This window comes from Chromobacterium rhizoryzae (assembly GCF_020544465.1).
Lineage (GTDB): Bacteria > Pseudomonadota > Gammaproteobacteria > Burkholderiales > Chromobacteriaceae > Chromobacterium.
This window is the reverse complement of record NZ_CP066126.1, coordinates 3,104,113-3,116,095: the sequence shown is the minus strand read 5'-3', so window position 1 is coordinate 3,116,095 and position 11,983 is coordinate 3,104,113. Positions and strand designations below refer to the sequence as shown.

Here is an 11,983-nt window from a genome sequence, read left to right as displayed (position 1 = left end):
ACATGTCGTACATCAGCAAAACCATCACTTCCGCCCATAACGACGAAATCAAGCAATTGGCGCGCCTGGCGCAAAGCCCGCGCGAACGCCGCAAGCAACAGTTGATGTTGCTGGAGGGCATTCATCTGACCGAGTCCTGCCTGGACGCCGGCATCGTTCCCGAGCGGGTGTATCTCAACGAGGCGGCGCAAGCGCATCCTGAGGTGCAGGCCTTGTTGCGGCGCCTGAGCGCGCCGACGGTCGTGGTCACGGTGCCGGAAGCGGTGTTGGCCAAGGCCACCGCGCTGGCCAGCGCCGGGGAATTGCTGGCCTTGTGCCCGCGGCCGCAAGCGCGGCCCTGCCCGGAAGCCGCGTCGCGGGTGATGCTGGAGGATATCCAGGATCCGGGCAATCTGGGCACCATTCTGCGGTGCGCGGCGGCGGCTGGCGTCAGCGAACTGATGTTGTCCAAGGGCTGCGTCGACGTCTATTCGCCCAAGGTGCTGCGCGCCGGCATGGGCGCGCACTTCGTGCTCAATATCCACGAGCAGGCCGATCTTTGCGCCGAACTGGCGCGCTACGACGGCCGCAAGCTGGTCACCCATCTGGAAGGCTCGACTTCTTTGTACGCGCAGGACCTGCGCGGACCGGTGGCTTTCGTGTTCGGCAACGAGGGCGCCGGTGTCAGCGCGGAGGCGCTGGCTCTGGCCGATGCGCGGGTGCGGATTCCGATGCCGGGCCACGCCGAATCGCTGAATGTGGCGATGGCGGCGACAGTGTGTTTGTTCGAGCGGGTGAGGCAGCTGGAGACGGATTTCTCATCCTGAGCATTGAGAACGCTGGACTAGGGGGGATATATGACTAGGTTCGCGCTGGCGGAGCGCATTCTGCCCAATTATCAGTTTGTCGAGACGCATTCCCGCATTCTGGCCGCCGATGCGGCCTCGACGCTGGACGCGGTGCAACGCGTCGCGCCGGCGGACGACCCTTGGGCGCGGCGCTTCATGGCGCTGCGCGAACTGCCCGGCCGCCTGAGCGGCGCCTTGCCCGGCAATCGTCCGCCGTTCGGCATGCACAGCTTCACGCCGCTAGCGCGCGACGGCGATAGCGAATTGACGCTGGGCCTGGCGGGCGCCTTCTGGCGCGCGGACTTCGGCCTGCGCGAGATCGGCGGCCTTGAGGATTTCATGGCTTTGAATGAGCCGGGCGTGGCTCGGCTGTTGCTGAGCTTTCACTGCGAAACCGTCGCCGAAGGCGTGCGCCTGTCGACTCAGACCCGCGTGCATTGCCCCGACGCGGGCACCCGTTGGCGTTTTGCGCCGTACTGGTATCTGATTCGTCCGGTCAGCGGCCTGATCCGCCGGCGCATGCTGCGGCAGGTGGAGTGGGCGTTGTTGCGCGACCCGGCAAGGGCTTGAAGCCTTGCGCATGAAAATTGAGTAGCGTTTGATTTTTATTTTGCCTGGTTTGCTTTATCATGCGCCGGAGATATTTAAACGGCAAATTGAAACAAAGGAAACCAGCACAGATGAATGAGACCGCGCTTGATTCTTCCTCATCCCGCTTCGGCGGGCTTTCTTCTTTTCTGCGGCAGCAGTGGGCCACCATCGGCCTGGTGCTCGCCAATCTGATCGTTTACGTCTGGATGGGCACCTCGGGCGTTTCCTGGACTGAGCCCGATCCCGAGCAACTGGTGAGCTGGGGCGCCAATCTGGCGCCGTTCACCCTGGGCGGCGAAAGCTGGCGGCTGCTGAGCAGCATGTTCGTGCACGGCGGCGCCATGCACCTGCTGCTCAATATGTATATGTTGCTGCTGATCGGTCCCTTGGCGCAGAAGCGCTTCGGCGGCATCGGCTTTCTGGCGATTTATCTCGCCACCGGCCTGACGGCGGGCCTGGTCAGCGCCTGGTGGTACGGCACGCATCCGGTGACCAATCTGCTGATGCAGAGCAGCATCCGCCTGGTGGCCAGCGTCGGCGCGTCCGGCGCCTTGATGGGCCTGGCCGGGGCGATGTGCGTGGCCGGCCTCAGCGACGCCGACATGGGCGGCTCGCAGGGCAAGGCCTTGGCGCAAGTGGTGCTGCTGAACCTGGGCATGGGTTTCATGGTGTCCGGCGTGGACCAGGCCTGCCATATCGGCGGCCTCCTGGCCGGCTTGCCCTTGGGCGTGCTGGGCTGGCTGCGCCTGCGTCCGCTGCCGCGGCTGTTGATGTTCGCGGCCTTGGCCGGCGCGGCGGCGCTGGGCGCGCATCAGGCGAGCCAGGCGCTGGGGTCCGAAGATCTGAGCGAGTTGGCGGCGCAGCTGCGTCAAGCGCCTGCCGCGGAGCCCGCGCAGCCTTGACGCGGCGGTCCGCTGGCCGGCTAGTCCAGCGGGATGTAGACTTCGCCGCGCATCAGCGGCCTGGCGGTGCGGGTCATCACCACTTCGCTGATAGTCCAGCCGTATTCGTCCGAGTGGCCCAGCACCGCTTCCACCGTTTGTCTGCCGCTGGCGTGGCTGAAGGTCAGCGGCATGCCGCGCACCGGCGCGCCGGCCACTTGCTGCGGCAGCGTGCCTTCGGTGGCGCAGGCGCAGGCCAGCGCGATGGCGCCGGTGCCGGTGTAGGCGTGGTGCAGCGAGCGGCCGGAGGTCAGGATGCGGGCGTTGATCTGGCAATCCTCGTCCCGGCTTTCCGATAGCAGGCTGATCCGCGGCGAGCCGGGCCGTTCCCGCCGGGCGGCGAAAATGTCGGGCGCCAGGCCCATGACCACGGCGGCGATTTCCCGCGCCCACTCCAGCCGGTGGCGCGCTGTCTCAGGCAAGGCCGCCATTTCTTCGTCGCCCTTGAGGCCGAAGTCCCGGGCGCGGACGAACACCGTGGGATTGCCGGCGTCCACCAGGGTGGCTTCCACCCGGCTGCCGTCCGGCAGCGTCAATTCGTCCACCAGCTTGCCGGTGGGGTAGAGTTCGCCGGAGCTGCCGCCGGCCGGGTCCAGGAAACGCAGCCGGATCGGCGCGCCGGGAAAGGCGACGCCGTCGATGCGGTAGTCGCCTTGCCAGACCGGCTGGCCGTGCATGATTTCCAGTTCGGCGACGATGCGCTTGCCGACATTGGCTTGCCAGATGCCGATGGAGGCCACGCCGTCGCGCGGCTCTACCAGTTTTTCCATCACCGCGAACAGCGGCACCGCGGCGCTGAGGTTGCCGCAGTTGCCGGACCAGTCGATCATCGCATCCTCTATCGATACATGGCCGAACAGGCAATCGACGTCGCAATCGTCGCGCCGCGACGGGCTGAGTATCATCACCTTGCTGGTGCTGGCCCGGCCGGTGCCCAGGCCGTCGATCTGCTTGCCATGCGGGTCCGGGCTGCCGATGGCGCGCAAGAGCATGCGTTCCCAGGAGGAGGTGTCCTCGGGCAGCGCATCGGCGCGGATGAACAGACCCTTGCTGGTGCCGCCGCGCATCAGCGTGGACGGCAGACGGTAGGTCGCGGCCATGTCAGTGCGTCTCCAGTTGCTCCTTGCGGACGGCGATGGCGCGGGTCCGGGCGCGATCTATCGCTTCCGGCAGCGTGCGCTTGTCTTCCCACTGGCGGGCGATGCCGCCGGCGTCCACCGCCAGCGCCGCGTCCAGCAGCGCGGACAGGTAGTCCGCCTGCGGATAGGGCCGGTCGTGGAAGCCCAGGCGTCCGCGCGCGTCCGCGCGGCAGGCGTCCAGCATCAGCAAGAAGCGTTCCGGCCGCCGCAAGGCGTCGGTTTGCTTGAACAATCTCAATATTGTGCTTGGCTTCAATTCGAAAGCACAGTGTACTTTGGTATGGCTCAACAGCGTGACGCGCGCCAGGTCGCGACAGTCGGCCGGCACCCGCAAACGCTGACACAGCGTCAGCAGCGGGGCTTCGCCGGCGGCCTCGTGGCCGATGTGGCGCGGCAGCATGTCCGCCGGCGTCAGCGCCTTGCCCAGGTCATGGGTCAGCGCGGCGAAGCGCGCCGCCAGCGGCAGGCCTTGCTCGGCGGCGCAGTCCAGCGCCCGCATCACGTGGTCGCCGGTGTCGATTTCCGGGTGGTGGTCGGCCCGCTGCGGCACGCCGAACAGCGCATCCAGCTCCGGCAGCACGCGGGCGAGGGCGCCGCAGGCGCGCAGGACCAGGAACATGCGCGACGGCCGCTCCTCCATCAGGCCCTTGGCCAGCTCCTGCCACACCCGCTCCGCTACCAGGGCGTCGGCTTCGCCGTCCGCCACCATTTGCCGCATCAGCGCCATGGTGTCCTCGGCCACGGCGAAGCCGAAACGGGCGGCGAAGCGCGCCAGCCGCAGGATGCGCACCGGGTCTTCGGCGAAGGCGGGGCTGACGTGGCGCAGGACGCCGGCCTCGAGGTCGCGCCGGCCGTGGTAGGGGTCGATCAGGCTGCCGTCCGCCGCCTCGGCGATGGCGTTGATGGTCAGGTCGCGTCGGGCCAGATCCTGTTCCAGCGTCACGTCCGGCGCGGCGTAGACGGCGAAGCCGTGGTAGCCCTTGCCGGTTTTGCGCTCGGTGCGCGCCAGCGCGTATTCCTCGTGGGTGTCCGGGTGCAGGAACACCGGAAAGTCCTTGCCCACCGGCTTATAGCCCAGCGCCAGCAGGTCTTGCGGGCTGGCGCCCACCACCACCCAGTCGCGGTCTTTCACCGGCAGTTTCAGCAGGCGGTCGCGCACGGCGCCGCCGACGATATAGCATTGCATTGATCCGTTTCCCGTTCAGCGCGCGATCTGGCGGCGGTAGGCGGACATCTGCAGATTGAATTCCTCCGTGCCCAGCAAGGCCGGCGCCAGCGCTTCCAGCGCCGTGGGGCTGAAGCCCAGCAGAGCGGCGGGGAAGGGCTGGTCGCTGACATTGTCCACGCTCAGCGAGCGCACATTGTCGCGGCTGATCAGCGCGGGACCGGGCAGGCATTCCATCAATGCGGCCTGCAGCATGGCCAGGCCCTGCGGCAGCGCGATCACCGGGCGCGGCTTGCCGATATGGCGGCCCACCAGGCTTACCAGCTCGGCCAGCGTGTAAACGCCGGGGCCGGCCAGGTCCAGGCTTTGGCCGATGGTGGCGCGGCGCGACAGGCTGGCCGCCACCGCGTGGGCGACGTCGCCGGCCCAGATCGGCGCGAAGCGCGTCTTTGCGCCGGCCAAGGGCAGAAAGGGCGCTTTGCGCAGCAGGCCGGCGAACATATTGAGGAAGCTGTCGCCGTGGCCGAACACCACGGACGGCCGCAAGAGGGTCCATTCCAGGCCGCTTTCGCGCACGCGCGCTTCGGCGCGGCCCTTGCTTTGCTGGTACAGGCTGGGGCCGCGCTCGTCGGCGCCCAGCGCGCTGATGTGGATCAGCCGGCGCACGCCCTGGCTGCGGCAGGCCGCGATCACCTTCTCGGTCAATTGCACATGGGCTTTGTCGAACTGCGCGGCGCTGCCGTGCAGGATGCCCACCATATTGATCACCGCGTCGTGGCCGGAAATCAGTTGTTCCAGCGCTTCCGGACGGTGGATGTCCGCTTCCACCAGCTGCGCGCCGGGCAGCACCAGCAGCGAGGCCTTGGCGCGTTCGCGCCGGCGGGTGGCGATGGTCAGCTGGCAGTCTTGTTCGGTCAGCCGTTCCGCGATGTAGCTGCCGATGAAGCCGCTGCCGCCGATGACGCAGATGCGTTGATAAGTCATGGGTTCCCTTTCTTCGAGCCTGTTCAAAGCCTGCTGCGCGTTGGCGATACGGCGTTAAAAACGATTTCGAAATGCTCATGCACCGCATGTACATTCCGCTTTCTCTATCGTTTTCGCCTTGTCTCGCTCTCGCTCGCTAGCCCTTGAACAGGTTCTTTATGGTACTTGTGGGAGGGCGCGCCGCCCTTGGGCGGCGCAGGCTTTCAGCGGGACGGCACCACGCCCATCCGGTTTTTCAGCGAGATGTTGGCGTGGCCGAAGGTGCTGGAGTAATAAGCGGCGTTGGCCATCACTTTCTGCACGTAGTCGCGGGTCTCGGTGAAGGGGATGGTTTCGGCGTAGATGGTGCCGTCCAGCGTGCGGTCCGCCTGCCAGGCGCGCGCGCGCCCCGGGCCGGCGTTGTAGGCGGCGGTGGCCATCACTTCGTTGCTGGACAAGCTGTCCAGCACGTAGCGCAGATACCAGGTGCCCAGTTGCACATTGGTTTCGATGTCGTTGACCGCGTATTGGCCCAGGCCGATTTTCTTGGCCACCCATTTGGCGGTGGCCGGCATCAGCTGCATCAGGCCGGAAGCGCCGACGCCGGAGCGCGCCATGGTGATGAAGCGGCTTTCCTGGCGGATCAGGCCGTAGACCCAGGCGTCGTCGATGTCCAGTTGCTTGGCGTAGCGCTGGGTGACGTCGCGGTAGGGCGTCAGGTAGCGCAAGGAGTAATCGTGTTCTTCCTTGGTGCGTTCGGCGCTGTAGATGGCCATATCGTAGAAGCTGGCGCGGCGGCCCACTTCGGCGGCGGCCAGCAGTTCGATGTCGCTGCGGTTGCGCATCGCCCAGCGCCATTCGCGCTGTGCGTCGGCGCGGAACTCGGGCTTGACGTGGCGTTCGGCCAGCTCCAGCAACGCCAGCGCGCGTTTGATCGCCGGCTCCTCGCTCATCTGCTTGATGTCGTCCTTGGCCGGGCCGCTTTTGCTGGCCGGGGTGGACAGGCTGTTGCCCAGTTCTTCCAGCGACAGCAGCGCGTAGTAGTTGTGGCCGATGCTGGCCTGGCTGAACAGCGGCGTCGCCTCGTTCTGCCGGCCCAGCTGTTGCAGCGAGCGGCCGCGCCAGTAGCGCCAGGCCGGTTTGGCGCTGACGGTGACAGGCATGGCGCGGATGATTTTCTCCAGCTGGGTCCATTGCTCCAGGCGCAGCGCCGAGCGCGCCCACCACTCCCATTGCTCGGCGGTCAGCTGGTCGGCGTCGGCCTTGTCGAACCACTGCAGCGCTTGCGCCGCCTGCTGTTTGCGCGCGGACAGCAAGGCCAGTTGGCCCCAGGCGAAGCCGGCGCGTTCCTTGCTCAAGGACTTTTCGTGATCGAGCAGTTTGCCCAGGCCGTTGCTGATATTGGCCTTGCCCTTGATCACGATGTCGTAGACCGCCGCTTCCTGGCCGCCGGGGGTGGACAGATCGGCGTTGGCCGGCTTGCTGAGCGCGGCGTTGTCCAGCGGCAGGCCGGTGTTGGCGGCCAGTTGGCGCGCCTGGCTCAGGTAGTTGCCGGCCAGGAGCAGGCGGGCGCGCTGCCACAGCCAGTCGCGCTTCACGACGCCGCGGCGCGCGGCCTCGGCGATCAGGCGGTTGCAGCCTTCCGGCAGCGGACGGCTTTCCAGGAAGCGGTCCAGATCCGTCGGCGCCTTGCCCTGATTCAGCTCGTTGAGCTGACCGTAGCAGCTGGATTCTTCGTCCCGGCCTTCCGGCGGCAGTTTTTTCCACTCCGAGGCGAAGCGGCTCCAGCTTTCGCGCGCGGCCAGTTTTTTCAGCCATTCGTTGCGCACGCGCTCCGGCATCAGGCCTTCGTCCACGCGGGCCAGGAAGTTCTGGGCCGGGCCGTCGTCGTCGCCGTCCAGCGCCTTGAGCGCCAGCCAGTAAGCCGGGTAGTCCTTCAAGGGGTAGTTGGACGGCATGCCGCCCGCCAGGCTGGCCAACTGGCCCAGCTTGTTGCCGCGAAAGGCGTCGCGGGCGGCGATCAGTTCGTCGTCGGCGCCGGCGAAGGCGGGCAGGGCGGCCGTCAGCGCCAGGCTGAGGGCGAGCATGCGGCTGGGGGCGGTGAATGTCATAGGGTTCATGATCCGGTTTCGTCTTTATTATCCGGCGCGGGGCGCCGCTTTGGTTCAGACCCGCGCGCGGCGGGTAAATTCTTCGCGTCCTATTTGCGCCAGAAGGCCGGCGTGAACAGGATCAGCAGGGTAAACACTTCCAGCCGGCCCAGGAGCATGGCCAGGCTGCAAGTCCATATCTGGAAGTCGGACAGCGACGCGTAGTTCGACGCCGGTCCGACCACGCCGAGCCCGGGCCCGGCATTGTTGATCGAGGCGATCACCGCGGTGAAGGCGCTGAGAAAATCCAGGCCGCTGGCGATCAGCGCGAAGCTTAGTATCACTATGCACATGCAGTAGACAAATATGAAGCCCATTACCGACAGCATCACGTCTTGCGGCACCACTTTGCCGCCGATTTTCACCGGGCGCACCGCAGCCGGATGCAGTAGCCGCGTCATTTCATTGACGCTTTGCTTGCTCAGCATCAGGGTGCGCACCATCTTGATGCCGCCGCCGGTGGAGCCGGAGCAGGCGGTGACGCTGGACAGGAACAGCATCCACAATGGCACGAAAATAGGCCAGCGCGCGTAGTCCACGCTGGCGAAGCCGCTGTCGGTGGCGATGGAGATCAGATTGAAGCTGACGTGGCGCAGAGCGGTGGGGAAGTCGTAGACGCGGTGGGCCCACAGATAGGCGCTCATCGCCAGAATGCTGCCCAGCAGCAGCCACAACATGGCCTTGGCCTCCGGGTCGCGCAGATAGGCGCGCAGCGAGCGTTGACGCAGCGCCAGGAAGTGGGTGGCGAAGTTCATCGCGCCGACTATCATGCCGAAGCTCAGGATCAGTTCCACCGGCAGGGAGTCGAATGCGCCCACGCTGCTGTCCCGGGTGGAGAAGCCGCCCAGGGACAGCGCGGCGAAGGCGTGGCACACCGCGTCCAGCCAGCTCAGGCCGGCGGCTTTCAGGGCCAGGGCCACCGCCAGCGTCCAGCCGCTGTAGACCAGCCACAGGTTCTTGGCGGTTTCGGTGATGCGCGGCGCCAGCTTGCTGTCCTTCATCGGCCCCGGCGTTTCCGCCTTGTACAGCTGCATGCCGCCGATGCCGAGGATGGGCAGGATGGCCACCGCCAGCACGATGATGCCCATGCCGCCCATCCAATTGAGGAAGTGGCGCCAGAAATTGAGCGAGGCCGGCAGGGCGTCCAGGCCGCTGATCACGGTGGAGCCGGTGGTGGTGAGGCCGGACATCGCCTCGAAGAAGGCGTGGCTGAAGGACATGTCCGGCCGCGCCAGCATGAAGGGGAAGGAGGCGGTGATGGCGAAACCCACCCACAGCGTGGTGACCAGGATGAAGCCGTCGCGCGGCTTCAGTTCGCGCTGGTAGCGCCGGGTGGCGGACCACAAGGCGAGGCCGATGGCCAGGCCGGCCACGGCGGCGGTGACGAAGGTGTCCAGCGCGCCGTCGCGGTACAGGATGGAGACCAGCGCCGGCGCGAGGAAGGTGCAGGAGAACAGCATGATCAGCTTGGACAGCACATAGAGGATGGCGAGTATCTTGCGCATGTCTCAGTCCCGCGGCTGGTAGAACTCGAGCGGCAAGCCGTCCGGGTCCGCGCAGAAGAAAAAGCGCGCGCCGGTGTATTCGTCCACGCGGACATCCTCCACCGCCACGCCCTCGGCCAGCAGGCTTTGGCGACAGGCGGCGAGATCGGCGCAGGCGAAGGCCAGGTGGCGCAGGCCGCAGGCTTCCGGCCGCGTGGGGCGGGGCGGCGGCGAGGGAAAGCTGAACAATTCCAGCTGGCCGCCGCCCGGCGCGGCCAGGTCCAGCTTCCAGGACTGGCGTTCGGCGCGCCAGTGTTCGGCCAGGATGGGCAGGCCGAGGACGCGGTGGTAGAAGTCGCGCGAGCGGGCGTAGTCGGAGGCGATGATCGCCACGTGGTGCAGGCCGGTCAGATGCATGGTCACAGAAAGCCCAGTTTGACCTGAATGAGTTTTTCCACCTGGCGGATCACCCGGCGGCGCGACAGGAAGATGATCAGATGGTCGCCGTTTTCCACCGTCAGATCGTGGTGCGCCATCAGCACCTGTTCACCGCGGATGGCCGCCACGATGTGGCTGCCGTGCGGCATGTCGATCTGGTCGATGCGGCGGCCGGTCAGCCGCGATTGCTGCGCGTCGCCGTGGATGATGACTTCCATCGCCTCCGACGCGCCGCGGCGCAGCGGGTGCACCGCCTCCACGTCGCCCTGGCGGATATGGGCCAGGATGGAGCCTATGGTGGACAGGTGGGGCGAAATCACGATGTCGATGCGGTGGCCTTCCAGCAGGTCCACATAGCTGGTGCGGTTGACCAGGGCCACCACCCGGCGCGCGCCCATGCGCTTGGCCAGCAGCGTGGACATGATGTTGTCTTCGTCGTCGTTGGTCAGCGCGCAGAACACATCCATCTCGTCCACGTTCTCGGCGTCCAGCAGCTCTTCGTCGGTGGCCTCGCCGCGCAGCACCAGCGCGTGTTCCAGCCGTTCCGCCAACCATTGCGCGCGTTCCGGCCGCGCTTCTATCACTTTGACGCTGAAATCGTTCTCCAGCAGTTTGGCCAGCCGGTAGCCGATATTGCCGCCGCCGGCGATCATGATGCGCCGCAAGGGCCGTTCGCTGAAGCGCAGTTCCTTGAGCATGGCCTGCACGTGCTCGCGCGCGGCGACGAAGAAGACCTCGTCGCCTTCCTCCAGCACGGTGTCGCCGTCCGGCACCAAAAGCGTGTCCCGGCGGTGGACGGCGCAGACGCGGCAATCCGCGTCCGGCATGTGTTCGCGTATATGGCGCAGCGGCATGCCCAGCAGCTTGCCGCCGGAGTGGGCGCGGGACACCACCAGTTGCAGCTTGCCGTCGGCGAAGTCCAGCACTTGCAGCGCGCCGGGGTAGGCGAACAACTGATAGATGTGGTCGGTGACGATCTGTTCCGGACAGATGGCGGATTCGATGCCGAAGTGGGCGAGCGGATCGCCGTGCTCGGATTCCAGGTAGTCGCTGGAGCGGATGCGGGCGATGCGGGTGGGGATGTTGAAACAGGCTTCGGCCATTTTGCAGGCCACCAGATTGGTTTCGTCGTCGCGGGTCAGCGCCAGCACCATGTCGCTGTCCGCCGCGCCGGCATCGGCCAGCACCTGAGGATGGGCGGCGTTGCCGGCCACGGTGCGGATGTCCAGCCTGTCCTGCAGCTGCTTGAGCCGCGCCGAATCCTGATCCACCACCGTGATGTCGTTATTTTCCGAAAGCAGGTTCTCCGCCACATTGGCGCCCACTTGTCCGCCGCCGAGAATCAGAATCTTCACCGTCTTGCCTGGCCGTTTGAGTCGTTTATGCAATTTTAACGGTTAGCGCGGCCGCTTGCTTGTCGATTAAAAAAGCAAATCAGCAGCCTTGCCACAATCAATTAGACGAATTTGCTCTCAGCTATCAGAATGCACCCATCGATTTATTAAACCTGTCAGTCAATCCAAACAAGGAGTCTCGCCATGTTGCAAAACCGTGAAGGCCAACGCGTACCGAATGTCACTTTCCGTGTTCGTGACAACAACGAGTGGAAAGATGTCAGCACCGCCGAACTGTTCGACGGCAAAACCGTAGCGGTGTTTTCGCTGCCGGGCGCGTTCACCCCCACATGTTCCTCCACCCACCTGCCGCGCTTCAACGAGCTGGCGCCGGCCTTCTTCGCCAACGGCGTGGACGCCATCCTCTGCGTATCGGTTAACGACACCTTCGTGATGAACGAATGGGCCAAGGATCAGGAAGCGCAGAACCTGGTGATGATCCCGGACGGCAACGGCGATTTCACCGCGGGCATGGGCATGCTGGTGGACAAGCAGGACCTGGGCTTCGGCAAGCGCAGCTGGCGCTACTCCATGCTGGTGAAGGACGGCGTGGTGGACAAGATGTTCATCGAGCCGCAAGAGCCGGGCGATCCGTTCAAGGTGTCCGACGCCGACACTCTGCTGGACTACGTCAATCCCAGCGCCAAGAAGCCGGACCAAGTGGTGGTGTTCTCCAAGACGGGTTGCCCGCACTGCGCGCGCGCCAAGGCGGTGCTGAGCGAAAACGGCTACGACTTCGTCGAAGTGCCGCTGGACAACAAGGTGCGCGGCAAGGTGCTGGGCGCCGTGGCCGGCAAGATGACCGCGCCGCAGGTGTTCATCAACGGCCAGCTGATCGGCTCCGCCGACGAAGTGGAAAAGTACTTCTCCAAGTAAGCCTCAACTGTGTTC

At 65.9% G+C, this 11,983-nt stretch carries 11 protein-coding genes; 4 read left to right on the top strand and 7 right to left on the bottom strand.

What is annotated here, in order from left to right:
* Positions 1–2 precede the first annotated feature (2 nt).
* From JC616_RS13920 to JC616_RS13910, 3 genes are all read left to right on the top strand, one after another.
* Positions 3–806, top strand: a complete 804-nt coding sequence (locus JC616_RS13920; protein ID WP_227103699.1) for a TrmH family RNA methyltransferase — start codon at positions 3–5, stop codon at positions 804–806.
* A gap of 30 nt (positions 807–836) precedes the next feature.
* Complete coding sequence (locus JC616_RS13915) at positions 837–1,397, top strand: hypothetical protein (protein WP_227103697.1); 561 nt, start codon at positions 837–839, stop codon at positions 1,395–1,397.
* Positions 1,398–1,507: 110 nt separating this feature from the next.
* A complete protein-coding gene (locus JC616_RS13910) occupies positions 1,508–2,320 on the top strand; it encodes a rhomboid family intramembrane serine protease (protein ID WP_227103695.1) in 813 nt (270 codons plus the stop codon).
* A 20-nt stretch (positions 2,321–2,340) separates the two neighbouring features.
* On the opposite strand, the gene JC616_RS13905 is transcribed toward JC616_RS13910, so the two are convergent.
* The 7 genes from JC616_RS13905 to trkA form a co-directional block, all read right to left on the bottom strand.
* Positions 2,341–3,459 carry a 2-methylaconitate cis-trans isomerase PrpF family protein gene (locus tag JC616_RS13905; protein WP_227103693.1) on the bottom strand — a complete coding sequence of 373 codons (1,119 nt, stop codon included), beginning with the start codon at positions 3,457–3,459 and terminating at the stop codon, positions 2,341–2,343.
* A gap of 1 nt (position 3,460) precedes the next feature.
* Positions 3,461–4,684 carry a multifunctional CCA addition/repair protein gene (locus JC616_RS13900; protein ID WP_227103691.1) on the bottom strand — a complete coding sequence of 408 codons (1,224 nt, stop codon included), beginning with the start codon at positions 4,682–4,684 and terminating at the stop codon, positions 3,461–3,463.
* 15 nt (positions 4,685–4,699) lie between these two features.
* Positions 4,700–5,647, bottom strand: coding sequence for a complex I NDUFA9 subunit family protein (locus tag JC616_RS13895; protein WP_227103689.1), 948 nt, complete (start codon positions 5,645–5,647; stop codon positions 4,700–4,702).
* Positions 5,648–5,850: 203 nt separating this feature from the next.
* Entirely contained in the window at positions 5,851–7,746 is a 1,896-nt protein-coding gene (locus JC616_RS13890; RefSeq protein WP_227103686.1) for a lytic transglycosylase domain-containing protein, read from the bottom strand.
* A gap of 80 nt (positions 7,747–7,826) precedes the next feature.
* Positions 7,827–9,281, bottom strand: coding sequence for a TrkH family potassium uptake protein (locus tag JC616_RS13885; RefSeq protein WP_227103684.1), 1,455 nt, complete (start codon positions 9,279–9,281; stop codon positions 7,827–7,829).
* Positions 9,282–9,284: 3 nt separating this feature from the next.
* Positions 9,285–9,677 carry an SMU1112c/YaeR family gloxylase I-like metalloprotein gene (gene gloA2, locus JC616_RS13880; protein ID WP_199226016.1) on the bottom strand — a complete coding sequence of 131 codons (393 nt, stop codon included), beginning with the start codon at positions 9,675–9,677 and terminating at the stop codon, positions 9,285–9,287.
* A 2-nt stretch (positions 9,678–9,679) separates the two neighbouring features.
* Positions 9,680–11,053, bottom strand: a complete 1,374-nt coding sequence (trkA, locus tag JC616_RS13875) for a Trk system potassium transporter TrkA (protein WP_227103682.1) — start codon at positions 11,051–11,053, stop codon at positions 9,680–9,682.
* A gap of 183 nt (positions 11,054–11,236) precedes the next feature.
* On the opposite strand from trkA, the gene JC616_RS13870 reads away from it, so the two are divergent.
* On the top strand, positions 11,237–11,968 hold the full coding sequence (locus tag JC616_RS13870) for a glutathione peroxidase (protein WP_107799452.1): 732 nt from the start codon (positions 11,237–11,239) through the stop codon (positions 11,966–11,968).
* The last annotated feature ends 15 nt before the right edge of the window (positions 11,969–11,983 follow it).

Coding starts and splice junctions, on each gene's coding strand:
- JC616_RS13920 (WP_227103699.1), top strand. CDS start 3: ATGTCGTACATCAGCAAAACCATCACTTCCGCCCATAACGACGAAATC.
- JC616_RS13915 (WP_227103697.1), top strand. CDS start 837: ATGACTAGGTTCGCGCTGGCGGAGCGCATTCTGCCCAATTATCAGTTT.
- JC616_RS13910 (WP_227103695.1), top strand. CDS start 1,508: ATGAATGAGACCGCGCTTGATTCTTCCTCATCCCGCTTCGGCGGGCTT.
- JC616_RS13905 (WP_227103693.1), bottom strand. CDS start 3,459: ATGGCCGCGACCTACCGTCTGCCGTCCACGCTGATGCGCGGCGGCACC.
- JC616_RS13900 (WP_227103691.1), bottom strand. CDS start 4,684: ATGCAATGCTATATCGTCGGCGGCGCCGTGCGCGACCGCCTGCTGAAA.
- JC616_RS13895 (WP_227103689.1), bottom strand. CDS start 5,647: ATGACTTATCAACGCATCTGCGTCATCGGCGGCAGCGGCTTCATCGGC.
- JC616_RS13890 (WP_227103686.1), bottom strand. CDS start 7,746: ATGAACCCTATGACATTCACCGCCCCCAGCCGCATGCTCGCCCTCAGC.
- JC616_RS13885 (WP_227103684.1), bottom strand. CDS start 9,281: ATGCGCAAGATACTCGCCATCCTCTATGTGCTGTCCAAGCTGATCATG.
- gloA2 (WP_199226016.1), bottom strand. CDS start 9,677: ATGCATCTGACCGGCCTGCACCACGTGGCGATCATCGCCTCCGACTAC.
- JC616_RS13870 (WP_107799452.1), top strand. CDS start 11,237: ATGTTGCAAAACCGTGAAGGCCAACGCGTACCGAATGTCACTTTCCGT.